Source organism: Collinsella sp. i05-0019-G5 (assembly GCF_042851345.1).
Taxonomy (GTDB): domain Bacteria; phylum Actinomycetota; class Coriobacteriia; order Coriobacteriales; family Coriobacteriaceae; genus Collinsella.
In genome coordinates, this window is record NZ_AP031421.1 from 914,158 (window position 1) to 936,559 (window position 22,402).

Sequence of the window (22,402 nt, forward strand, 5' to 3'; positions counted from 1 at the left end):
AATGCACCATAGTTGATGGGAGGGCCATGTCGGATTCGCCTAATTTTTTGACCTATGCCCAGACGGCGTTTGATCCGTTTGAGGAACGGCCGTTCTGCGCGGTGGATAGCCTGGTCTTTGCGTGGTTGTCCTATTTGCGTTTGCCGGGTGATATGGCGGAGCTGACGAACTGGCAGGGCCTAGACGTACGCGAGCTGCTGCGCGCCGAGTGCTACCAAGACATGATTGGCGACCTGTGGGATCCGGAGGGGAGCCGTGCCCTGTTGGAGGCTGTGGCAGCAAGCCCTCGCTACCGTGGCGTTCGTGTTTGCGGCTATCGTAGCGTGAGTGATGCCGAGACAACGGAGCAGTTTGCGGCCATGACGTTCCGATTTCCGGCGGGGTTTAGCTATCTTGCCTTCCGGGGGACCGACAGCACGATTGTGGGCTGGAAAGAGGACTTTAACATGGCGTTCCGGTGTCCTGTGCCGGCCCAGGAATCCGCGGCGCGTTATGTAGACGAGGCGGCGGATGCGATTGACGGGCCACTTTTGTGCGGAGGTCATTCCAAGGGTGGAAATCTGGCTGTGTATGGTGCAGCGATGTGCTCAAGCGGTGCTCGTAACCGGATTGAGCGGGTCTTCTCCCACGATGGCCCTGGCTTTGTCGAGGAGTTTCTGAACGGAGACGCCTTTGCGAGCCTTTCTGGTCGTATCGATAAAACCCTGCCCCAGTCTTCGATCTTCGGCATGATGTTCGAGACGCAAGAGGACTACGCTATCGTCGAAAGCACCGAGTTTAGCCTGCTGCAACACAATCCCTTTAGCTGGGTGGTCGACGGCTGCGATTTTGTGTATTGCGAACGCCTGTCTGCTGGCGCGCGATATGTTGATGGCTCTATTCGCGAGATGCTGCTTGCAGTGTCACCTGGCGAGCGCGAGCGTTTTGTAGAAGCGTTGTTCTCCGTGTTTGAGGCTACGGGCGCCGAACGTTTTGCGGATATCGCCGGGAACATGCGCGAGAACCTGCCTGTGATGCTCCGGGCCGCCCAAGGCTTTGACAAGGATACGCGCCATTTTGTTTCGCAGACCATCGCGGCAATCCTTAGATGTGCATTGCTGCCCAAACGCCCTCAGATCGACATGTCCGCTGCCGGTAAGAGTCTGGCAGAACAACTCGAGGCCTGGCAGTCCGAGCTCCTGCGTTAACCATTGGTGCAGAGAAACCTGGCCCCAATGCAGCAATCTTCGATGCGCTTGGGGCGGGCTCGACCGCTATACTGGTTCGTGCCGAAATCGATCTAGAACGGAATGCCGTATATGAAAATCAATCACGCGATTCTGCATATCCTGGACTTTGACTCTGCCGTTAACGTTATGAGCCAGCGCGAGCTCGATATCGAAAGCCGTACCGTGCGCAACTTCGTGACCACGCATCTGCGCCGCGCACGAACCTCGGCCGACAATAAACGTGCCACGTTTGCCGAGAACTCTGCGTTTGGCGGCGAGCTCAAGGGCTATTTCTTTGGCGAGCGCGAGTTCGTGGACCTGTCGCAGCAGATTGCGGAGTTCATCTCTTCCGAGCTCACCAAAGCCGAGAAAGCCGAGTCCACCGACGTGCTCGTGGCCGATTTTGACGACGATGAGGATGCCCGCTGGTTTGCCGTGATGCTGCTGGGCTCCAAGCAGGCTTTTATGCACGAAGTGGGCCGCGAGGAGGGGGAGGTACGCAACGACATCGCGCGCCACTACGCCATTCTGCCGAACCCCTCGCAAAAGGTGCCGAGCTATGCCATCGTGCGCGCGAGTACCATGGAGATCGGCTACGTGGACAAGAAGCGCAAGATTGCCGGCGAGGACCGTATGCTTATCCCCGATGGCCTGCTGCAGTGCGACACGGGTGTATCGGGCAAGGAGGTCATCGACACCGTGACGCGTGTGGTCGAGGAAGTCGCCGAGGAGCATGGTGCCAATACGGCCGTGGCACTCGCCAAGGTTAAGGTTGCCGTTGCCGAGAAGGTTGAGGATGACGAGGAGCTGCCGCCTTGGGATATCGTCGATGAGGTCTTTGAGGACGAGCCGGTTATCAAGGAGAACGTGCGTGCGGCGCTGACCGAGGAGAAGGTGCCCGAGCGCGTGCCCGTGGAGCGCAAGCAGGTCGAACGCGCGGCCGTGCGCAATCACAAGATTCGTACCGACACGGGCATCGAGATCAGCTTCCCGGCCGAGATGGGTTCGAACTCCGAGTATATCGAGTTCGTCAATGAGCCTAACGGCCTCATCTCCATCGAGCTCAAAAATATCGGTAGCATCGAGAATCGATAAGTTGCGTTGCGCCTACAGCGAGAAAGCAAAGGCCGAAGCCCTTCGGGACTTCGGCCTTTTTTGTTTTCGGCTTGGTTGCTGACATTGCGCCGCAGGTTGGGCATACGTCAGCGAAAACGCCCCAGAGCGAGCAAGGTGACGTGAAAGAGGAGGGCATTGACCTTTTGGTCATGCCCGACGATTGAACGTCAGATTGCCGCTCTGGGGCGTTTGCAGCGTCGACTAGTTACGCGGTTTGGTGAAAACCGCGTAACCCTAGAGTTGACGTAAGCCCTCTTCCAGGCCGGTCTTGCTGTCGGTCTTCTCGTCGCGCATCTTGATGACGCGGGCGGGGACACCGGCCACGACGGCACCGGCGGGGACGTCCTCGACGCACACGGCGCCGGCGGCAACGACAGCGCCCTTGCCTACGTGCACGCCCTCCAGGACCACGGCATTGGCGCCGATCATAACGTCGTCCTCGATGATGACGGGCGTGGCACTGGCGGGCTCCACGACGCCTGCCAGCACGGTGCCGGCGCCGATGTGGCAGTTCTTGCCCACGGTGGCGCGGCCGCCCAGCACAGCGCCCATGTCGATCATGGAGCCTTCGCCAATGACGGAGCCGATGTTGATGATGGCGCCCATCATGATGACGGCGCGATCGCCAATCTCGACACGGTCGCGGATGATCGCGCCCGGCTCGATGCGGGCGTTGATACCCTTGAGGTCGAGCATGGGCACGGCGGAGTTGCGGCAGTCGTTCTCTACGTCGTAGTAGTCGATGGAGTCGGCGTTGGCGTCGAGGATTGCCTTGAGCTCATCCCAGTCACCAAAGACGGTCTTGCCACGACGACCGCCGTAGACGTGCGCATTGCCCCACTGGACCTTCATGCCCGGCTTTTCGCGCACGTACAGTTTGACGGGCGTTTTCTTGGGCGCGGTTGCGATGTAGTTGATAATCTCCTGTGCGTCCATCTCGGCTGCATTACTCATTTGCTGTCTCTCCTTTGAGTGGATCCGGTTGATACCTGGTTAGGCAAACATGACCTGGTCGAACGTATAGAAGCCAGGCTCGCGGGGGACGAGCTTCTGCGCGGCTGCCAGGGCGCCGTTGACGAAGATCTGACGGCTCGTGGCGCGGTGCGTGAGCGTGACCTCCTCGTCCTGGCCGAAAAAGCTTACCTCGTGCACGCCGGCGACGGTGCCGCCGCGCAGCGAGTGCATGCCGATCTCCTTGGGGTCGCGCGCGCCGCACATGCCCTCGCGGCCATAGACGGGGTGGTAGCCTGCCTCGGGCTCGGCTTCGACGACGGCGTCGAGCAACAACTTGGCAGTGCCGCTGGGGGCGTCGACCTTTTGATTATGGTGCGTCTCGACGATTTCGCAGTCAAAGCCGGGCAGCTCGCGCGTGGCCTGGGCAACCAGATGGCGCAGGGCGGCGATACCGATAGAGTAGTTGCCCGAGTGCATAACACGGGCGTTCTGACCCAGCTCGCGCAGGCGATCCACCTGCTCGGGCGTATAGCCCGTGGTGCCGGAAACGAGTGCGGCACCCGTGCGCTCGACATAGGCGACAACGGCATCGAAGGTCACGACGTTCGAGAAGTCGATGATTACATCGGCGGCCGGTGCGCTCTCGAGCTCGGACAAGTCGAAGCCGATCTGGGCGACGATGTCAAAAACGGGCTCTCCAGCGGTGTTGACAATGCCCTCGGCGGTGGTGCGGATGAGCGAGCCCATGCGGCCCGTTCCCATAATGACGGTCTTAATCAAGCAGACCAGCTCCTTTCAGAGCATCGGTAAGTGCGGAGCGCGTGTCGTCTGCCATGGGGCACAGCGGCATGCGGTAGTTTGCCTCGATCATACCCATCTGGGCGAGTGCTTCCTTGACGGGGATGGGGTTGACCTCGCTAAAGAGGGCATTGATGAGCGGCTGGCCGGCAATCTGGATATCGCGGGCGCGCTCCACGTCGCCGTCCAGATAGGCGCGGCACATGTCGTGCACGAGCTGCGGCTGAACGTCGGCCCACACGCTGATGGTGCCCGAAGCGCCCAGGCTCATGAGCGGCACGGTGAGGGCGTCCTCGCCCGAGTACATGCGGAAGTCGTCGGACAGCAGGTGGGCGATCTTGGCCGCGTAAGCGACGTTGCCAGAGGCTTCCTTAATACCCATGATGTTGGGATGTGCGGCCAGGCGCTCTACGTTGCGCTCGCTGATGCCGCAGCCGCAACGGCCGGGGATGTTGTACAGGATGCAGGGGATGTCCACAGCATCGGCGACGGTCTTAAAGTGCTGATAGATACCCTCTTCGTTGGACTTGTTGTAGTAGGGGGTAATGAGCAGCAGGCCGTCGGCTCCCAAGCCCTGGTAAGTGAGCGACTTGGTGAGCATGGTTTGCGTGGAGTTGGAGCCCGAGCCGGCGATGACGGGGACGCGTCCTGCAACATGCTTGACCACGGCGGCGACGACGGAGTTGTCCTCGTCATCGGTCATCGTGGCGCTCTCGCCGGTGGTGCCCAGGGTGAGGATGGCGTCGGTGCCGTTTTGCAGGTGGAAATCGATAAGGCGCTCGAGTGCGTCAAAGTCGACGCTGCCGTCCTTTTTAAACGGCGTGACGAGGGCGACGATTGAGCCCTCGAGGTTGCGGATATCCATGTTCTTCTCCTTCGCTTCCGCGATCTGGATGCGCTTATTCCATTGGGCGGCGACGGCCAAGCGCTCGTCTTGGGCGCGACGGCGGGCACTTTCGGCGCGCGACTTGGCCAGCAGCTCTCGGCCGCTCGGCAGCACGTCGAGCGTGGCAAAGTAATCGCCCGGGCGCTCGGCACGGCGGATGAGGTCGGCTGAGCCATCGGGGCGCAGCAGAACCTCGGCGGAGCGCAGACGTCCGTTGTAGTTGTAGCCCATGGAGTAGCCATGCGCACCGGTATCGTGGATCACAAGCAGGTCGCCCATGTCGATATGCGGTAACTCGCGATCGATGGCGAACTTGTCGTTGTTCTCGCATAGGTTGCCCGTGATGTCGTAGGTGTCCGTAACGGGTACTGTGGTCTTGTCGGCGCCACCCGGCTGGCCCATCACCGTAATGTGGTGGTAGGCGCCATACATGGCAGGGCGGATCAGATCGACGGCGCTTGCGTCGACACCGATATAGTCCTTGTAGATCTGCTTCTCGTGGATGGCCTTGGTGACCAGGCAGCCGTAGGGGCCTATCATATAGCGGCCCATCTCGGTGCAGATGGCCACATCGCCCATACCGGCGGGAACCAGGATCTCGTCGTATGCCGCGTGTACCCCCTCGCCGATGGTGTGGATGTCGTTGGCCTGCTGCTCGGGCAGATAGGGGATGCCGACGCCGCCGGACAGATTAATGAAGGCGACATGTGCGCCGGTCTCGCGCTCCAGGCGCGCGGCAAGCTCAAAGAGGATGCGCGCGAGCTTGGGGTAGTAGTCGTTGGTGACGGTATTGCTGGCAAGGAATGCGTGGATGCCAAAGTTTTCGGCGCCCTTGGCCTTGAGCGTGCGGAAGGCCTCGAAGAGTTGCTCGGTGGTCATGCCGTATTTGGAATCGCCGGGGTTATCCATGATGCCATTGGAGAGCTGGAACAGGCCGCCCGGATTAAAGCGGCAGCTGACCGTTTTGGGGATGGGCCCCGCAACACGCTCAAAGAACTCGATGTGGCTGATGTCGTCAAAGTTGACGATGGCGCCCAGCTTGTCGGCGAGCTCAAAGTCGGCAGCTGGCGTGTCGTTGGACGAGAACATGATGTCGTGTCCCGTGATGCCCAGCGAGCGGGCGATCATGAGCTCGGTATAGCTCGAGCAATCGCAGCCGCAGCCGTATTCGTTGAGAATGGAGATGAGCGCCGGGTTGGGGTTGGCCTTGACGGCAAAGTATTCCTTAAAGCCCGGGTTCCATGCAAAGGCGTCGCGCACTTCTTGCATGTTGCGGCGGATGCCCGCCTCGTCGTATAGATGAAACGGCGTGGGGAACTGCTCGACGATATGCTCGAGTGTCTCCTTGTCCACAAACGGCTGCTTGGCCGCATATGCCTCGTTGGGGGTCAATGCCATGTCCCGTAAACCTCGCTATCCAGACGGCGCCATCTGCGCATCGAATCCGCATAGCGTGGACCCAATGTCCGGATAGCGCTCCCGCATTGCTGCAGACAGTCCTGTGGGTGTTTCCCGCAGGCCCACCAGGTTGTTCGTGCCCGAAAAACCCAGTTCGGCGGGTTTCGCCTCCCCACGGGGTCAAAGCCTGCCGGCTCGCCCGCGGCTCTTCGTGCCCGCGCCTCTATCAAGTGGTAACGACCCTATCACGTTGCACTTTACCAAACAAGAGTATTCGTATATAACGTTTAAAAAATGCAGCAATATGCTGGAAACATGTGTGCCACAATCCTGTATCACAATAAGTTGCAACAGATGTGCCTCACGAAGGGATTCTCTATGACCGAGCTCCAAGAACTCCGTCGCTATCGCCGCGATTTCCATCGCATTCCGGAGCTCGATTTCGATCTTCCGCAGACTATCGCCTATATCGAGGGCGTGTTGGCGCCGCTCGCTTGCGAGGTGACCCATCCGTGTCCCAGCTGCGTCTGCGCTTTCTTCGACGCTGGCGTTGGTGCCGTGCGTGCCACGGCGATTCGCGCCGATATGGATGCGCTGCCCATCGCGGAAGCGACGGGAGCGGCCTTTGCCTCAACCCATCCCGGCAAGATGCACGCTTGCGGACATGACGGACACATGGCCATGGCGCTTGCCGCCGCGACGTATGTCGACCGTACGATTCGCGAGCATCCGGGCGCCATTAGGCGCAATGTTCTCTTTGTGTTCCAGCCGGCCGAGGAAACGACCGGTGGTGCCAAGACGGTATGCGAGAGCGGTGTGTTCGAGCGCTATGGGGCCGACCGCATCTTCGGGTTCCACGTATGGCCCGACCTGCCTGCAAACACTTTGGTGAGCTGCTCCGGTCCATTGCTGGCGCGCTCGAGTGAGACGCACGTGCGCATTCACGGGACAAGTATCCATATCGCCAAGACTTACGGCGTTCCCGTAAACGAATCACACGATGCGGCGCTGGCGGCTGCCAAGTTCTTGGTCGCCGAGCGCGAATTGATGGACGAGTTGGGTGCCGACGAGCCCTGCATTGGTAAGTTCGGCCTGCTGCAGGCCGGCACCGTCTGCAACGCGGTGGCGGGGGAGGCCCATGTTGCCGGCAGCCTGCGTGTGTTTACAGACGACATGTTCGACCGTGCACGCGAGGGCGTGCACCGCGTGCTTGATGAGGCATGCGCTGCAACGGGCTGCACGTACGATCTCGACTTTGCCGAGGGCTATCCGCCGGTTGACAACGACCCCGAGCTATTTGCCAATGTCGCGCCTGCTTTGCCCGAGCTGCAGCTCGTGGATGAGCCTTTGCTGATTGCCGAGGACTTCGCTTTCTATCAGCGCCATCTGCCGGGTGTGTTCTTCTTGCTGGGCACGGGTGTGCCAGAGGGGCAAGAAAACCCGATTGACGCTGATGGCTGCCCAGCCTATGCGATGAGTGCCCTTCACACCGATACCATGCTCTTTGACGAGGAAGTCCTGCTCAAAGGACTCGATGTCTACAAACGATTGCTTGACTTGGAGTGACGATGGAACGACGTCGACAGTCTGCCGTGTATAGTCCGGGTGGGTGCGGGTGCGGCTTGCTGCTGCTCCCGGTTATTGCTGTGAGCATTGGCGTGATGTTTGCGCTTGCTGGACTGGCGGCAGCGGCACTTGTGCTGTTGATTGTGGCCATTGGCGTGACGATTTGGCTCTGCCGCAATCGCGAGCAACGCCGTGCCGACGGTAACACCAATGTCGGCTGGGTCGTCTTCCTGATTATTGCGTACCCGCTGAGCATCAGTTACTTGGCGTTCTTTATCCTGCTGCTCATCAGCACCTTTACTGGGGAATCCATCACGGTGGGGTAGGCTTCGACAAGCTTCTTGAGGATGAAACGAAAAAGGGGTCGGATGGGCGCTTTGCCCATCCGACCCCTTTCGCACGGTAGTTAATTCGGTCTCCTACTTTGCTGCCTCGCGGCGAGCGACCTCGTCGATCAAGATGGCATCGCCGTGCTTGGCGGCGGCAATGCTCGCGGCCATAAACATGCCCATTGCCGTGATGTAGGCGAAGAGCATCGACGGCGCCACGTCCATAACGATGCCGGAGAGAATCGGTGTCGCCACCTGAGCCGCCATGCTCACGGTGTAGTAGTAACCGGAGTAGCGGCCCACGCTTTGGGAGCTGCAGCACTCCAGAATCATCGTGTACACGCACAGGTCCACGCCGCCCAGCGCAACGCCCATCAACAAAAAGACGCCGTACAGCACGGGCGAGAAACCGGGTGCCAGCCAAAGAAGCGCGGGGCATAAAACCATGATGACGGCGGTGCCCAGGGCGACCTTTTTACGGCCGATTTTGAGCGAAAGATTTGCCAGGGGTACGTAGCTTAGCAGCGCGCCTGCAATCGTCACGATATTGATGATGGCATAGGAACCGCCCTCCATGCCGTAGAACATATCGGCATAACGGCTGATATTGGTGGTCATGGCGTTATAGCTCATGTAATAGAAAAACGTTGCGGCGAGCAGCATGATGATGGAGCGGCGTACGCCGGCGTCTGCAATGCGATTTTTACCGCCGGCCTCGGGGGAGTCATCTTTGTCAATCTGATCCTCGTCGATGCCCATGGACAGCGATTTCTCGCGCATCTTTTCGACGAGGGCGGGCTCACGGACAAAGACGCCGTAGACAACGGCCGACACGAGGATAAAGACGGCCTGCAAGATAAAGAGCGGGAGATAATCGGGTTTGTCGGCCTTGGGAACCATGACCGAGATGGCGACGAGCATAAGGCCCGTTCCCGCATAGCCGACGATCTTTTCGATTGAGTCCGCCTTGGTTCGAAGTGGGCGAGGCGTAATATCGGCCACAATGGCAACCGTCATGGTGCGGTAGGCGCATATTGCAAAAAGCGTGAGGATAATCGCGCCAATGAGCAGAGGTAGGCTGCCCATGTTGTTGGCGATCGCGATGAGCGGGACGGAGAGCATTGCCACCGCGGAGCCGCCCAAGATAAAGGGCGTTCGACGCCCGAGTTTGCTTGCGCAGCGGTCCGAGAGGATGCCAAAGAGCGGAAGCAGGAACAGGCCAAAGACATTATCGATGGCCATGATCGCGCCGGTGAGCGAGTTGGATAGGCCAAAGGTCCCTGTGAGCATCTTGGGAACGATGCCGTCGTAGACCTGCCAAAAGCTGATCATGCCCATAAAGGGTAGGGAGGCGAGGGCGACGGCCTTGGTGTCGAGCCGGGCCGCCCGCTTAAGATTTGGTTGGGTCATGCTGGTTCTCCTGGTCGGTAAAAGCGGGGAGGGGTGCTATCGGCCCCCGTTCTACAGTTGTTCAAGGTTGGCGAGAAACGCCACATAGAATTCGATGCCGCGCTTGTAGACGTCGACGCCGATGCGTTCGTTGGCGGCATGGATGAGCTTGCGCGCCTCGCCCGAGTAGATAAAGCCGCAGAAGCGGTAGACGCGACCGCAGATCTCGTTGAACTCGCGCGAGTCGGTACAGGAGTTCTGCACGTAGGGAGCAAAGCCGGCCTCGGGATAGACACCCGACACGCAGCGATGGATGTAGTTGAAGGCGGCATCGTCTTCGTAAGTCGAGATGGGCGCGGGCTCGGTGTAGGGAATCGCCTCGTTGATTTCGACGGTGACATGGTCGGGGCTTACGCTCGAGGCGCGGCACTGCTGGGCGGCGAGCTTGCGGGCGCGCTCAACGGCATCAGCGATGGTCTCGAACGGAGCGATGCGCACGTTGAAGTTGGCGCGAGCAACTGGTGGCAGCACATTGTGCGCATTGGAGCCTTCGAGCTGCGTGAGCGCATAGGTTGTGCGCAGCATGGCCGAGGTCTCGGGGCTGGCGGCCATAATCTTGGTAACCGCGGGGCGCGTGAGCCACAGGTTGCCAAAGATTGCCTGATACGTCGCGCTGCTACGGGCACCCAACTCGGTCAGTGTGGCCTCGACGGCGGGCGTGAGCTGCGGCTTGCCGGGGTTGGCCGAGATAGTCTCGCATACACGGCAGAGAAGACGGCAGGCATCGTTTGCCGCAGGCGTAGAGGCATGGCCGCCGTCGGCGCGCGCCGTGACGGTAAGGTCGACGTGGCCCTTCTCGGACACGCCTACCATGGCAACGGGTTCGGTGACGCCGAGCGGGGCGTCGGTTGCCACGGCGCCACCCTCATCGAGCACCATGTAGGGATGGATGTTATGCTCGCGAAGCCACTGCACTGCATGGGTTGCAGTAGGTGCGGCGATTTCCTCGCCATCGCTCGAGAAGAACCAGACATCGCGCGGGGGAACGAAGCCCTGGGCAATCAAATGCTCGGCGGCCTCGAAGAAAGCCGAGACGATGCACTTGGTGTCGAGTGATCCGCGGGCCCAGATCTCGCCGTCGAAGATCTCGGCTCCAAAGGGATCGTGCTTCCAGTCTTGGCCCTCGACGGGCACGACGTCCTGATGCGCCATCATGACGATGGGGTCCAAGGCGGAATCGGCGCCAGGCCAACGCAGGAGCATGCCAAAGTCGTCGACGCGTGTGAGCTCGGCGACTTTAAAGAAATGCGGATAAAGTCGCTGAAGCGTGGGAATCCACTGGCTGAAGGGCTCATCATCGCGCTCGGCGATGTTCTCACGCGAAACGGTGGGGATGCGCAGCAATTCGCAAAAGCGCTCGACGGCTGCCTCGTCTGCCTTGTAGGTGCCTGCATCAAGAGGCGCGCCCTGTGCGACCGATACCGATGCTCCCATGGTGGGACTCCTTTCGTGTTGTATATCGAATACGTCAAGATTATCGCCCGCACCGCGCGTGGGAAATGGCGAAACACGTTGTTCATTTGCGGGCGGCGGGTCGGATAGCCTTAGCCGACGATGACCGTGCCGTCTTCGGTCACGGTGATGGCGTCTCCCGTCGACACAGCATCGAGAAACTCATCGCCCAGGTTGTCAATGGTGGGCATGGGGGTGTCGGTCCATACACCCGAGAGGATCGCGCCAGCGGCGGCAAGGCTGTCAATGGGTTTGGAAAACAGCAGGCATGCGGGTTGGCGCCCCATTTTGGTGGCGCAGAAGAGCACCATGCCGCCTGTGGTGGAGCCGATAGTCTGCGGAAGACACAAGGCGCATCCCGCCAAAGGTTTGCCGTACAAGTCGGGATTGTTTTGGTCGGAACACGTGGCCTTTTTGTCGCCAAACATCAGTGCCTTCTGAAACGATGCGAGTGTGTTGAGCCCTCCGTGAGAGACAAGTGCCTTGGCGTGGGCAGTTCCGGGGACAACGACGCGGCCGTGAAAGATTTTTTCCATGAGGAGTCGCCTTCCTATTTGATTGGTTTTCCGGTGGTGACGTAGGCGAGCACCTCGTCGTCGGTGTAGTAGCGCGATGCCGAGTACGTACGCAACTTGTTGGAGTTGGTGATGATGGGCATGATGCCGCACAGCGGGTTGTTGGTGTACATAAGCGGGCAGATGCTCGAGACGACGGCACCGGTAGTCGAGAGGCGTCTGTATGCCGCAGTCTTGCGGAAGGCGTCTGCCACGGATGGGGCGGCGGTCAGTACGGTGGGTACTTGCACGCGGCACTTGCCGGAGGCGCTCAGCCCATCGCAGATGGCGTCTGCCCAATGGGCGAGTTGTGCAGACGAGAGGTGGGGGCAGCCGATGAAGGCAAGCTTGGGGCGCGCGCCCGGGTTCTTCCACATAACGGGGTAGCTCGAGCGGATGCGTTCCAGCTCGGCGTCGTCAATGCGATAGATTCGGGCGTCTGGTGCTATGAGGTGTTCGCCTTGTTCGACGGCCTCGGGCGTGATGCCGTCCACGTGGTAGAGCCCGACAGCGCCGTTCGATGCGCTGGCGGCGCCCATGTCCTTAAGGTAGTCCTGCGTGCCGGGTGTGAGTTCGCGGCCAAGCCAGCGGTCGAGGCCTTTAATGTAAGGGACGTCTTCCATCACCTTCATGCCAATGGCGCTGCCAAGCACTTGCGCTTCGGGCTTGCGCTTACAGTCGACTTCGATGATCCAGGTCGCCTTGCGGCCCTCATCGGTGAGCAGGCCGAATTCCGGGACAAAGCCGGCAATTGAGCCGAACATCTCGATGATGCCGGAGTTGCGATTGCAGCGAGCGCCCAGCACGGAGTTGGCAAAGACCACGGCGCTGCTTTCTGCCCAGCTTAGGATGTCGCCACGCCGAGGTCGATTGCCAACCTCGGGCTGGTAGCAGGTGCAGGTGAAAGCATCGTTGTCCAATAGACCCATGCTGCGCAGCTGTGCCTCATAATCGTCTTGTTTGGAATACATAATCTTGAACAGCAGCTTTTGCAGCGGGTTGGCCGGGACGGCGGGGTCGAGGGGCCTCGGGTCGACCGAGAATGACTGACCGGACAGGGCGCCGTCTTTCAGCAGCTCATCCATAAGGTCATAGACTGGACCGAGCATGGAGAGGCCAAAACTTGTGACAAGATGACCGTTTGCGCCGGTCACGGGAACCATACGCTCGGCGCCAAAGCATTCGCCGTACATAACGAGGGTCTTGACCACTTTGGCCATGGCGGGGCCCTTGGCGCCATCGAGCAGGGCTTGTTGTTGGGAGGTCAGGTTCATCTGTGAGCCCATCCTTTCGTGTTAGATATTGGTGCCGAGTCGGTATGCCGCACGGACCGCTTCGAGCACACGGCCGGGCGCAAACCCATCGCCGATGTTATGCAGCTCGTCAGCGGCGTGCGTCTGCTGCAGTTTGTAGAACAGCGCGTCGTCGGGGTGTCCGCCGCAGGCAATGATTACCAAGTCGCAGGTTAGCTCGAGTGACTTCCAGTCGTTGCCGATTTTGGGTGCAAGCGGGTTTTCGACGTTCTCGGGCAAGACCGGTGACCACGAGACGTAGGGGTCGGGAACGTTTTTGTGGCAGTTGCGACTCAAGTGGAGACGCGCACACCTCGATGGGGCTCCAGACTCGCGTTTGCCGCCGACTTCCGCGCGCTCGACGCGTGTCATATTGAGGAGCCGCACATTGCGTCCCCTGAGCGTATGGAGTAGGTGGCCGCGATTTGCCGTGCAGGCGCCCTGCATCATGTGAGGCAGCATTTCAATTACGCTGACCTGTGGTATGCCGTGTTCGACGGTGAGCCATTGGGCAACCTCGCAGCCCACGGCCCCTCCGCCAATGATGGTGACGGTTTTGGCGTTGCCAAGCAGCGCGGGTTGGCGCAGTAGCTGCGTTGCCAGCACGGCATGACCCGATGCTGCAAGCTCCGTAAGACCGGGGATGGGCGGTATTACATTGGAAGTGCCTGTCGCGCACACGATTGCGTCGAAGCCTGCTTTTGCAAGATCTTCGGCGCGTGCTGCCCGTCCAAGTTCGAGTGTCAGGTTCCCGTTGGGTTTTTCTGCCTGCTCGCGCACCTGTCGAACAAGATATGATCGGTAGTTATCGAGGTCGAACTTGATCCGGGCGGCGCTGGCGGAGAGGAGTTTTCCTCCAAGTTCATCTTCGGCATCGATGAGCTTTACGTCGTGGCCACGACGCGCGGCGATTAGCGCACAGACCATCCCAGCGGGTCCGGCTCCTATCACCGCTATGCGTTTGGGTTCTTTGGCGGGAGCGGGTGTCTGGGGCATGAGGTATTCAAAGCTGCAGCGTGGATTGACGGCACACTGCGGATGGCCCCCTTCGACAAACTCGTTGAGGCATCCTTCCTGGCATCCGATGCAGGGGCGAATATCTGTCACGCGACCGGCGTACGCCTTGTTAGGCCACTCGGGATCCGCAAGCAGCGGGCGTCCGAGCATGATCATATCGGCGTCGCCATTGCGAAGGGCGCGTTCGGCAATGTCGGGGTAGCCCAACTTACCCACCGCGACAACGGGTACGGGAAGGCCGGCATTGGAGCGGATATTGTCGGCGGCAAAGCGCTCTCGAACGGCGCGCGCCACGGGAACGAAGCAGCCTGCGGGCATGCTCGCAGGCGGGTGGGGCATCCACCAGTTGTCATAGCAACCAAGGTCGACGTCAAAGATGTCTACTCCCGCCGCCACGAGCTCTTCCATATAACCCAGGGTCTGTTCGACTGTGCGGCCGCCGCGCATGCGTCCCAGATAGGTCGAATTCATGACCTGCTCGTCATAGGTTTCCTCGAGTGCAAGCGAAAGGTCGATGCGGTACATGATGGGGTAGTCGGGCCCAACGCGGCGACGGATTTCTTTGATCATATCGAGGCCAAACTGACGCCAATCGGCATAACGTCCGAGCTTGCGATGGTTAAAGGCGGGGTTTCCGAGCTGCTCGATAAGATAACCCTCGTGCCCGTGCAAATAGACGCCATCGATGCCCATGGCATGAGCATCGGCCGCCGCTTGGCCGATATTGTTTACGATACGGCGCAGCTTTTGGTCCGAGAGGCGCATGCATGGAATGGCGGGGATGTAGTAGTTAGGCAAGAAACTCGCCGAGACCGGAAACTTCTTTTGCGTGATGAGGCATTGCGGGTTGCCCACGCGGCCGAGTCCGGCCGTAAGCTGGACAAAAATGCGCGATCCGAAGGCATGGACACCTTGGGCAAGGTCGCGCCAGCCTGCCATAACGGTTCGGCTTCGATCGATGCGCGGGAAATAGGTGAGCTTGTCCAGCTCGGTGACCGTGGTATCGATGCCGTGGCTTACCGGCACGAGTCCTGTTGTGATGAGGCCGCAGCCGCCTTTGGCGCGGGCGAAAAAGTACTGCAGCATCATGCCACTGGGGCGGCCAGTTTCCTCGCACATGTCGATATTGCCCATCGGTGCCATGACAATGCGGTTTTTGACGGTGAGCTTGTTAATTTTGATGGGAGAGAAGAGCTTGTCAAAAGGATAGAGCTCTTGTGTCATGCGGGACGATCCGCAACCGGAATTTTTGGCGGGCCAGCTGTCGAATGAGTCGACGAGTTGCTGCACCAGTACGTCTTTTCCCAATGAGGTTCCTTTCAGATGTTGACAAGGTAACAAAGCAGTTTACGTCTAAATGTTTAATAGTCAACAACAAAGGTATGAGTTCGGTGAAGGAAAAAAGACTCAATGAGCGTCGGATGGCAAGTTGTGTCGCGACATTAGCTCCCAGCTAATGAATTTGAACTCGCTGCCTCCTACGATGTGCTGTGTGCCGGCACGGTAGCCGGATCGTGGGAAGGATGCATAATGGCAAAAGAGGGAAAGAAGCCGATCGGCAAGATCATTCTGGGTGTCATCGTGGTGCTTGTTGTTGCCGGCGTCGTAGGTTCTATGGGCGGTAACTCGTCTGATTCGTCTACGGGTGATGCAGCAATGCCTGCCGAACAGACTCAGCAAGTCGAGGAGCAAAAAGAGGCACAAGAACCCTATACGGTTTCGGATGAGGCCGGGGATGCGTCTAATCAGTTCGCGTATAAGATCACTGGCACATTGACCAATAATACGGATAAAGAGCAAAGCTACATTCAGATTGAGTATGTTCTGTATGACGTAGACGGCAATCAGGTGGGAACGGCTCTTGCGAACACCAACCATCTCAAAGCGGGCGGCACCTGGAAGTTCGAAGCGATGAGCACGGTATCTCCCGACCAGGTTGCCAGCTGGGAACGTTCTGACGTGAGCGGTTTTTAACTAGAATTAAAAACATGGTTACTATGCGAGCTGGGGGGTGAGGCCATATGCCCGATAAGAAGCTAACCGAAGAGTTGCTCAACGAGCTGCTCGATGCTCCGAGTATCGAGGGCTATATCAAAGAGCACGACTTTACCGCCCCGTCGCTTTCGGGGTATCTGAAACAGCTTTTGGAAGAAAAGGGGCTGGAGCGTTCGCGTGTGGTGCGTATGGCCGACCTCAACGAGACGTTTGGCTATCAGATCTTTACCGGTGCGCGGCATCCGAGCCGCAATAAGGTGCTGCAGATTGCCTTTGCCATGGCGCTGACGCTCAAGGAGACCAACCGCGCCTTGACGGCGGCGGGCGTCAATGTCCTCAACTGCAAGGACCGCCGTGACGCCATCATCATTTTCTGTATCGATCGTGGCTGCAGCCTGCAAAAGGTGAACGAGGAGCTGTATCGCTTTGGTGAAGAGACGGTGAGCTAACAGCTAGCTGCCGGCGGAAGCGGTGTTCACGATATTTAGAACGTGCAGGGCACGGGCGTCATGGGGCGTCCGTGCCCTGCGTTATTATGGACGCTATGGATACTCAGAGCCCAACATATTCCGATGATGAGCTGACTGCTGCGCTCGCCGGACACCTGGCGTCACTTGAGCGTGATGACAGTTATCGCGTAGACCGTGTGCTCAAGCACTCCGACGTCGAGACGACCGAGCTCGTGTACTTTGAGGGCTCCGGCGGAGGATCTCTTGGCCCCTTTGTTCGCAAGCGCATCGACGCGTCGGCCCAGATTGGCGGGGCGTATGAACGCCTGTTTGCGGCCCAGCATGCTGGGCGACGTTACGAGCACTTGCCTCGGATTGTCGATTGCCGCCGCGTGGGCGACGAGCTTTGCGTGGTCATGGAATACATCGAAGGCGAAACGCTCGGGGCCCTGGTGGGGCGTTTGGGTGCGACGCCCGATTATGCTTGTGAGCTGTTTGGCGCCCTTTGTGATGCAGTTGCGGAGCTCCATGCCGGCTTTGCGTCGGCGGGGGAGATGGCCGCTCCGGTGATCCATCGCGACCTAAAGCCCTCGAATATCATCGTGTCGGGCGCAAACTATACTCCCGATACAGGCATGACGTTTTCATCGCTGGTGATTATCGATTTGGGAATCGCTCGCGTGTGGCGCGAGGGAGCCGATGCCGATACCGTTAAGTTTGGCACGCGTCCCTATGCGCCGCCCGAGCAGTATGGTTTTGGCCAGACGAGCGTGCGCAGCGATGTCTATGCGCTCGGTGCCCTGCTGTTCTTTTGTCTGACGGGGGCCGATCCCAAGCCAGGTCGGAACATACGCGAGCAATGCGAGGCACGTGACGTCCCCGCCTCGCTTGCCGATGTTATTTGCATGGCGATGGCGCTCGATCCGGACAAGCGCTTTGCAAGCGCGAAGGCGCTAGGGCACGCTGCACGCGCATCGTATGCGTCGTCCGCGCCGAATGCTGCTTCCTTTCAAGAGCCTCCGGAGCGGCGAGCCGTGTGCCCTGCGCCCGTGCTCCCCACGGATCAGTCTCAGGGTGGATTGCCGTTGGTGCCTGAGCGCCCGAATTTACTCTCCCGCATTCCCGACACCGTTGGGCGCATTTGGAACGCATTCGTCTATCTTTCGCTACTTGTTTTCTTTGCCGGAAGCCATTTTGCCGTTTTTCATCCTACGGGCGCCAACCAAAACTACCCGATGTGGTTTCTCGCGATTGAGTATTTTATCTTCGTCGACGGTCTCGTAGTGCTCATCCATTTTGTGATGCTCGACAAACGCCGCCTTCGCCGGCGGTTTGAGCTACTCGATAGATACCGCGGTAAAAAGCTTGCAAAGCTTTGGCTCAAGGCTATGGGTGTGCTCTTGTTGGCAATGATTATCATTGTTGCCATTGCAAACGCGACTGGCGTCGTCGATACCTCCGTCGCGTAAAAGAAAAAGGGCCCCAATTGGGGCCCTTTGACGTTGATCTTAGATGCGGTTCATCTGGGTTGCAACCTTGTTGTACCAGTCCTGCCACGTGGGCGGGCAGTACTTTTTGGCGGCTGCCGGGGTAAGCGTGGAGCCATAGTTGGCGCCCAGGTAGGCAACGTGGGCAGAGACGCCCTCGCTCCAGCTACCAAAGCTCCGCCAGCCGCCGCCGCGGGCGCTCCAGCCCCAGGCGTTATAGGAGCCGGCACAATAGAGGCCCTTGCTGCTCTCGATGCAGGCGATGGCGGGAGACCAGCGAGGGTCAACACCGGTGTTCCAGGCTGCCACGGCAAAGTTGTAACCCTGGCCTGCCATGGGGGAGCCGGCGAGGTAGTTGTCGATGCGACTCGTCCACTCGTTGATAAACGAGTCGTAATCGGAGTTGCCGGTATTGGAGTTGTTCACCGTGGTGTCGATAGTGGTGTTGGCGTTATTGGCCTGGCTGTTGGAGTTGTTGCCGCTCACGCCCTCGCCCGAGAGCTTCTCGGCGGCAGCGGCCTTGTCGGCCTCGAGCTTGGCCAGCTCGGCGGCATTCTCCTGCTCGGCCTTTGCCTGGGCTTCGCTGCGAAGCTGCTGGGCCTGTGCCAGTGCGTCCTCGGCGGTTTTCTGCTCGGTCTCGAGTTGGGACTTGGCCTGCTCGAGCTCGGTCTTGTTCTGCTCGAGTTCGGTCTGCATCTTGTTGAGCTCTTCGATCTCGTCGACGCTCGAGCTCGTGATCTGGTTGGTGTACTTGCAGGTGGTGATGAACTCGCCCAGGCTCTGCGCGTTGACCAGGAAGCTCACGATGGGGTTGGTGCCCTTCTGGTACTTATACAGATCGCGCATGGCGGAGCTCGCCTTGGCCTGTTGATCGGGAAGTTCGGCTTCGATCTTCTCGATGCTTGCCTCGTTAGTGTCGATTTGCTTCTGCAGATCCTCGAGCTTGGTGCGGGCTTCGTTGTAGGCACTCGTGGCGGTTTCGATTTTCTGCTGGGCAGCGGAAAGCTGATCCTGCGTTGCCTGCGAGGCGGCATAGGCTGCGACGGGGGAGAGCATCGGCGCGGCCGTCAGTGTAACGGCAAGCGCGGCGCTCGTGATGATACGAGCCGGCTTCGACGCGATGAGCGCTGCGGTGCGATGGTTCGAATGCTGCATCCAGTCCCTCTGCAATCAATCGTAGGTTATAGTTCGAAAGGTATTCTACTACTGCTTTCGACCTCAACTTGAACCTTAAAGGTTCTAAAGGGTCAAGTTGAACTTGAGGCTTTGGCTTTGACCTGCAGTTATGATGAATTGTTGAGAAACCATAGAGTTCAACTTTAACGTTACAGAGCTCTGTTTGAGAGGAGTTTTGGGCTGTAAAAGCCATCTCAACGTGGGGTTTTATAACTACAGCGTGCCCTTCTGGCGAGCCTGCTCAATCTCTTCGAGGGCCTCGGCGGGGGTGAACGAACAGGTGCCGTCGCCGAGTTTGATTACCTGGATATCGTCGCCGGCGTAGACCTCTCCGCCCTTTAGTACCACGCCAAAAACGCCCTCGTGGGGAAAGATGCAGTCGCCGGCGAGATAGTAGATGGCACAGCGTGTGTGGCAGACCTTGCCGATTTGGCTGATTTCGACAAGCACCTCGCTGCCAAGCTTGAGCTGTGTGCCCAAGGGGAGCGAGAGCAGGTTGATGCCCCGGGTTGTGAAGTTCTCGCCAAAGTCGCCCTCGTGCACATCGAGCCCGCGCGCCTGCGCCGTCTGGATAGACTCTGCAGCTAAAAAGGAAACCTGGCGGTGCCAATGCCCGGCGTGCGCATCAGAGGCGAGGCCAAATTGCTCTATAACGGTGTCGTGCCCGTCGGCGACGGGCGACTTGCGCGTGCCCTTGTGTGCCGACGTGTTGATCGAGACAATGCGGGCGGGTCCGTTGTAGGCGTCGTTTGCCGTGCACAGGGGAGCGGTCGCTTTCGCACGTTCTGCCAGCTCGCGCCTCGCGGCATTGAGGATGGGATTATCGGTCGGATGGTCTTGGGGCACGTGTGCGCCTTTCGCTCGAAGATGTCAATACACTGAATCCTACAACAATGGTAGGTTCATTGCCCATTGTCATACAACGGCGAGCGCCGTCTTCGTGCTGGCCTTCGTGCTGGACGATTACGTCGATTGCCATAGATACGGTGGAGCTTTGGGCGCCGGCGGCTTGGCACGCTAGAATAATTCAGCTGCGCAAAAACCGCCCGTTGTGTGGGCAGTTCATGATAGGAAGTTTCCATGGCATTGCAATTTACAGAGCGCGAGTTCATTCCCGTGCTGCTCGGTGGCGACATCAACGCCTATTCGGTGGCGCGCGCCTTCTACGAGGAGTACCAGGTCAAGAGTCTGGTCTTTGGCAAGTATCAGACGGGTCCCGCGTACCGCAGCCAGATTATCGACTACACGCCCAACGTGGATATCGACACCATGCCCGTGATGCTCAAAACCGTCAACAGCATTGCCCAAGCGCATGCCGACAAGACGATTGTCCTTGTGGGCTGTGGCGATAACTATGTCGCTCTCGTGGCTCAAGCCAAGGATGCTCATGAGCTGGCGGATAACATCGTCGCTCCCTACGCGCCCTACAGCATGCTCGAGCAGTGCCAGAAGAAGGAGATCTTCTACGAGCTGTGCGAGAAGCATGGCGTGCCCTATCCGCACACGTTTACCTTTACCAAGGCGATGCTTAATGCCCAGGGTGAGGCGCCTGCCGAAGTGCTCGACCAGATCGATTTTCCTTACCCGATGATTCTGAAGCCTTCTGACGGCATCATGTGGTGGCAGCATGAGTTCGAGGGCCAGAAGAAGGCCTATGAGATTGCCGACCGCGCCGAGCTGGAACAGGTCATTCGCGATTCGTATGCCAGCGGCTACACCGACGACCTGATCTTGCAGGATCGCGTGCCCGGCAACGACGAGTACATGCGCGTGCTCACCAGCTATTCCGACCGCAACGGCAAGGTGCGCATGATGTGCCTGGGCCATGTGCTGCTCGAGGAGCATCAGCCCCACGGTGTCGGCAACCATGCCTGTATCATTACCGAGCCCAACGACGAGCTCATGGGCGGCGTGCGCAAGTTGCTCGAGGACCTTCACTTTGTGGGCTATTCCAACTTTGACGTTAAGTACGACGAGCGCGACGGCTCGTTTAAGTTCTTCGATTTCAACACGCGCCAGGGCCGCAGCAACTACTACGTTACCAACAGCGGCTTTAACGTTGCCAAGTATGTGGTGGACGAGTATGTGTTCAACCGTCCGTTTGAGCCGGAGTTTGTGACGGCTCAGGACGAGGCCCTGTGGATGGTCGTCCCCATGGGCGTCGTCGACAAGTACGTCAAGGATCCCGAGCTGCGCGCTAAGGTGCATCGCCTGGACAAGGAAGGCAAGGGCGCCGACCCTTCGTTTATGAAGGGCGACTTTGTCTTTAACCGCTGGCTGCGCATGTGGCACACCAAGCTGCGCCACTTTAAGCTGTTCAAGACGTATTACAAGTAGATGAGCGCGGCGCCCGTCCGGTTTGCATCGGGCGGGCGCGGGTATGATACGCGCAATTGCGCAAGCGTCATCAAGGAGGCGGCGATGGAAAAGCTGGGAGTTATCGGCGGCATGGGCGCCGAGGCCACGTCGTATTACTACGACCAGGTGGTGCGTCATACGGCTGCTGCCTGCGATCAGGAACATATCGACATGGTGGTGCTCTCCAAGTCGACCATGCCCGACCGCACGTTGGCCATTAAGACCGGCGAGCATGCCAAGCTGCTGGCGACCATGAAAGAGTGTGCCCAGGCACTCGAGTCGCTGGGCTGTGCGCACATTGCCATTCCCTGCAACACGTCGCACTACTTCTACGACCAGATCCAGTCGTTTACGAAGGTGCCGATTATCCACATGCCGCGTGAGTCGGTGCGCTATGCTCTGGCCGGTGCGGTGATGGGGGAGTGCGAGTTCGACCCCAACCTGAGTATGCCGGCCGAGCCGGTGCACAAGATTGGCATCATGGGCACCGACGGAACCGTGGGCGCGGGTGTCTACGGCCGCGAATGTAAGGCTGCGGGTGTTGAGGTCGTCTATCCCAGCGAGAAACGTCAGAACGATGTGATGTCGCTTATCTACGATGATGTGAAGGCCGGACGTGAGCCCGATATGGATAAGTTCGACCGCGTGATGTGGGAGTTCGCCCGTAGCGGCTGCGACCGCGTCATTCTGGCCTGCACCGAGCTCTCGGTGTTGCAAAAGTACCGAGAGATTCCCGAGATCACCCTCGACGCCATGGATGTCCTGGTGCGTGAATCCATCATCCGTAGCGGCGCTCCCTACCGCCTCTAGCTTCCGACCTGTCAAAAAGGGACAGGTTAATTTTGGTAGGTTTTATCTGGTGAAACAGTAAAGGCCTCGGCTCGTTTGGTGCGAGCCGAGGCCTTTTGCGTTGGGCGG

Annotated in this window: 19 protein-coding genes and 1 riboswitch; of the genes, 9 read left to right on the forward strand and 10 right to left on the reverse strand. The window is 59.2% G+C overall.

The window, feature by feature from the left end; genetic code table 11:
- Positions 1–26 precede the first annotated feature (26 nt).
- Both ACGHIZ_RS04095 and ACGHIZ_RS04100 read left to right on the forward strand, forming a co-directional pair.
- Positions 27–1,187: a DUF2974 domain-containing protein gene (locus ACGHIZ_RS04095; protein ID WP_390449345.1), complete on the forward strand. Its 1,161-nt coding sequence runs from the start codon at positions 27–29 to the stop codon at positions 1,185–1,187.
- Positions 1,188–1,298: 111 nt separating this feature from the next.
- Complete coding sequence (locus ACGHIZ_RS04100; protein WP_349088630.1) at positions 1,299–2,303, forward strand: nucleoid-associated protein; 1,005 nt, start codon at positions 1,299–1,301, stop codon at positions 2,301–2,303.
- 255 nt (positions 2,304–2,558) lie between these two features.
- On the opposite strand, the gene dapD is transcribed toward ACGHIZ_RS04100, so the two are convergent.
- Genes dapD through dapA form a run of 3 tightly spaced genes read right to left on the reverse strand, consistent with a single transcriptional unit; the run spans position 2,559 to position 6,360 of the window.
- Positions 2,559–3,278, reverse strand: coding sequence for a 2,3,4,5-tetrahydropyridine-2,6-dicarboxylate N-acetyltransferase (dapD, locus tag ACGHIZ_RS04105; protein WP_117564410.1), 720 nt, complete (start codon positions 3,276–3,278; stop codon positions 2,559–2,561).
- A 39-nt stretch (positions 3,279–3,317) separates the two neighbouring features.
- A complete protein-coding gene (dapB, locus tag ACGHIZ_RS04110; RefSeq protein WP_390449349.1) occupies positions 3,318–4,058 on the reverse strand; it encodes a 4-hydroxy-tetrahydrodipicolinate reductase in 741 nt (246 codons plus the stop codon).
- Complete coding sequence (dapA, locus tag ACGHIZ_RS04115; RefSeq protein WP_195544159.1) at positions 4,051–6,360, reverse strand: 4-hydroxy-tetrahydrodipicolinate synthase; 2,310 nt, start codon at positions 6,358–6,360, stop codon at positions 4,051–4,053. Before dapA ends, dapB begins: the two co-directional genes overlap by 8 nt.
- A gap of 65 nt (positions 6,361–6,425) precedes the next feature.
- A riboswitch (Lysine riboswitch) is annotated at positions 6,426–6,594 on the reverse strand.
- Positions 6,595–6,738: 144 nt separating this feature from the next.
- Between dapA and ACGHIZ_RS04120 the strand changes: the two genes are divergently transcribed.
- The gene (locus tag ACGHIZ_RS04120) at positions 6,739–7,926 is read left to right on the forward strand and encodes an N-acetyldiaminopimelate deacetylase (RefSeq protein WP_390449352.1); all 1,188 of its coding nucleotides are present in this window, start codon (positions 6,739–6,741) and stop codon (positions 7,924–7,926) included.
- A gap of 2 nt (positions 7,927–7,928) precedes the next feature.
- Positions 7,929–8,252 (forward strand): hypothetical protein, encoded by a 324-nt coding sequence (locus ACGHIZ_RS04125; protein WP_195544160.1) that lies wholly within the window; start codon positions 7,929–7,931, stop codon positions 8,250–8,252.
- A gap of 93 nt (positions 8,253–8,345) precedes the next feature.
- On the opposite strand, the gene ACGHIZ_RS04130 is transcribed toward ACGHIZ_RS04125, so the two are convergent.
- From ACGHIZ_RS04130 to ACGHIZ_RS04150, 5 genes are all read right to left on the reverse strand, one after another.
- Positions 8,346–9,665 (reverse strand): MFS transporter, encoded by a 1,320-nt coding sequence (locus tag ACGHIZ_RS04130; protein WP_349117182.1) that lies wholly within the window; start codon positions 9,663–9,665, stop codon positions 8,346–8,348.
- A 51-nt stretch (positions 9,666–9,716) separates the two neighbouring features.
- Positions 9,717–11,138 carry a M20/M25/M40 family metallo-hydrolase gene (locus ACGHIZ_RS04135; RefSeq protein ID WP_390449356.1) on the reverse strand — a complete coding sequence of 474 codons (1,422 nt, stop codon included), beginning with the start codon at positions 11,136–11,138 and terminating at the stop codon, positions 9,717–9,719.
- A 110-nt stretch (positions 11,139–11,248) separates the two neighbouring features.
- The gene (locus ACGHIZ_RS04140; protein ID WP_195544163.1) at positions 11,249–11,692 is read right to left on the reverse strand and encodes an aconitase X swivel domain-containing protein; all 444 of its coding nucleotides are present in this window, start codon (positions 11,690–11,692) and stop codon (positions 11,249–11,251) included.
- Between the two features lie 14 nt (positions 11,693–11,706).
- A complete protein-coding gene (locus tag ACGHIZ_RS04145; RefSeq protein ID WP_390449359.1) occupies positions 11,707–12,984 on the reverse strand; it encodes an aconitase X in 1,278 nt (425 codons plus the stop codon).
- A gap of 21 nt (positions 12,985–13,005) precedes the next feature.
- The gene (locus ACGHIZ_RS04150) at positions 13,006–15,327 is read right to left on the reverse strand and encodes an NAD(P)/FAD-dependent oxidoreductase (RefSeq protein ID WP_390449361.1); all 2,322 of its coding nucleotides are present in this window, start codon (positions 15,325–15,327) and stop codon (positions 13,006–13,008) included.
- A gap of 222 nt (positions 15,328–15,549) precedes the next feature.
- Between ACGHIZ_RS04150 and ACGHIZ_RS04155 the strand changes: the two genes are divergently transcribed.
- From ACGHIZ_RS04155 to ACGHIZ_RS04165, 3 genes are all read left to right on the forward strand, one after another.
- On the forward strand, positions 15,550–15,993 hold the full coding sequence (locus ACGHIZ_RS04155; protein ID WP_390449364.1) for an FxLYD domain-containing protein: 444 nt from the start codon (positions 15,550–15,552) through the stop codon (positions 15,991–15,993).
- 47 nt (positions 15,994–16,040) lie between these two features.
- Positions 16,041–16,463, forward strand: coding sequence for an XRE family transcriptional regulator (locus ACGHIZ_RS04160; protein ID WP_118081799.1), 423 nt, complete (start codon positions 16,041–16,043; stop codon positions 16,461–16,463).
- Positions 16,464–16,558: 95 nt separating this feature from the next.
- Complete coding sequence (locus ACGHIZ_RS04165) at positions 16,559–17,932, forward strand: serine/threonine-protein kinase (RefSeq protein WP_229090626.1); 1,374 nt, start codon at positions 16,559–16,561, stop codon at positions 17,930–17,932.
- A 39-nt stretch (positions 17,933–17,971) separates the two neighbouring features.
- On the opposite strand, the gene ACGHIZ_RS04170 is transcribed toward ACGHIZ_RS04165, so the two are convergent.
- Together ACGHIZ_RS04170 and ACGHIZ_RS04175 are read right to left on the reverse strand one after the other, a co-directional pair.
- On the reverse strand, positions 17,972–19,105 hold the full coding sequence (locus tag ACGHIZ_RS04170) for a glucosaminidase domain-containing protein (protein WP_118081795.1): 1,134 nt from the start codon (positions 19,103–19,105) through the stop codon (positions 17,972–17,974).
- Positions 19,106–19,339: 234 nt separating this feature from the next.
- Positions 19,340–19,972 (reverse strand): MOSC domain-containing protein, encoded by a 633-nt coding sequence (locus ACGHIZ_RS04175; protein ID WP_226812443.1) that lies wholly within the window; start codon positions 19,970–19,972, stop codon positions 19,340–19,342.
- 234 nt (positions 19,973–20,206) lie between these two features.
- Between ACGHIZ_RS04175 and ACGHIZ_RS04180 the strand changes: the two genes are divergently transcribed.
- Positions 20,207–21,463, forward strand: a complete 1,257-nt coding sequence (locus ACGHIZ_RS04180) for an ATP-grasp domain-containing protein (protein ID WP_373199814.1) — start codon at positions 20,207–20,209, stop codon at positions 21,461–21,463.
- 84 nt (positions 21,464–21,547) lie between these two features.
- On the forward strand, positions 21,548–22,294 hold the full coding sequence (locus ACGHIZ_RS04185; RefSeq protein WP_373199815.1) for an aspartate/glutamate racemase family protein: 747 nt from the start codon (positions 21,548–21,550) through the stop codon (positions 22,292–22,294).
- Positions 22,295–22,402: the final 108 nt, after the last annotated feature.

Excerpts from the sequence above, each read along its gene's own strand:
- ACGHIZ_RS04100 (WP_349088630.1), top strand. The coding sequence starts at position 1,299 with ATGAAAATCAATCACGCGATTCTGCATATCCTGGACTTTGACTCTGCC.
- ACGHIZ_RS04165 (WP_229090626.1), top strand. The coding sequence starts at position 16,559 with ATGGATACTCAGAGCCCAACATATTCCGATGATGAGCTGACTGCTGCG.
- ACGHIZ_RS04130 (WP_349117182.1), bottom strand. The coding sequence starts at position 9,665 with ATGACCCAACCAAATCTTAAGCGGGCGGCCCGGCTCGACACCAAGGCC.
- dapD (WP_117564410.1), bottom strand. The coding sequence starts at position 3,278 with ATGAGTAATGCAGCCGAGATGGACGCACAGGAGATTATCAACTACATC.
- ACGHIZ_RS04140 (WP_195544163.1), bottom strand. The coding sequence starts at position 11,692 with ATGGAAAAAATCTTTCACGGCCGCGTCGTTGTCCCCGGAACTGCCCAC.
- ACGHIZ_RS04120 (WP_390449352.1), top strand. The coding sequence starts at position 6,739 with ATGACCGAGCTCCAAGAACTCCGTCGCTATCGCCGCGATTTCCATCGC.
- ACGHIZ_RS04125 (WP_195544160.1), top strand. The coding sequence starts at position 7,929 with ATGGAACGACGTCGACAGTCTGCCGTGTATAGTCCGGGTGGGTGCGGG.
- ACGHIZ_RS04170 (WP_118081795.1), bottom strand. The coding sequence starts at position 19,105 with ATGCAGCATTCGAACCATCGCACCGCAGCGCTCATCGCGTCGAAGCCG.
- ACGHIZ_RS04135 (WP_390449356.1), bottom strand. The coding sequence starts at position 11,138 with ATGGGAGCATCGGTATCGGTCGCACAGGGCGCGCCTCTTGATGCAGGC.
- ACGHIZ_RS04180 (WP_373199814.1), top strand. The coding sequence starts at position 20,207 with ATGGCATTGCAATTTACAGAGCGCGAGTTCATTCCCGTGCTGCTCGGT.
- ACGHIZ_RS04185 (WP_373199815.1), top strand. The coding sequence starts at position 21,548 with ATGGAAAAGCTGGGAGTTATCGGCGGCATGGGCGCCGAGGCCACGTCG.
- dapA (WP_195544159.1), bottom strand. The coding sequence starts at position 6,360 with ATGGCATTGACCCCCAACGAGGCATATGCGGCCAAGCAGCCGTTTGTG.
- ACGHIZ_RS04155 (WP_390449364.1), top strand. The coding sequence starts at position 15,550 with ATGGCAAAAGAGGGAAAGAAGCCGATCGGCAAGATCATTCTGGGTGTC.
- ACGHIZ_RS04145 (WP_390449359.1), bottom strand. The coding sequence starts at position 12,984 with ATGAACCTGACCTCCCAACAACAAGCCCTGCTCGATGGCGCCAAGGGC.
- ACGHIZ_RS04095 (WP_390449345.1), top strand. The coding sequence starts at position 27 with ATGTCGGATTCGCCTAATTTTTTGACCTATGCCCAGACGGCGTTTGAT.
- ACGHIZ_RS04160 (WP_118081799.1), top strand. The coding sequence starts at position 16,041 with ATGCCCGATAAGAAGCTAACCGAAGAGTTGCTCAACGAGCTGCTCGAT.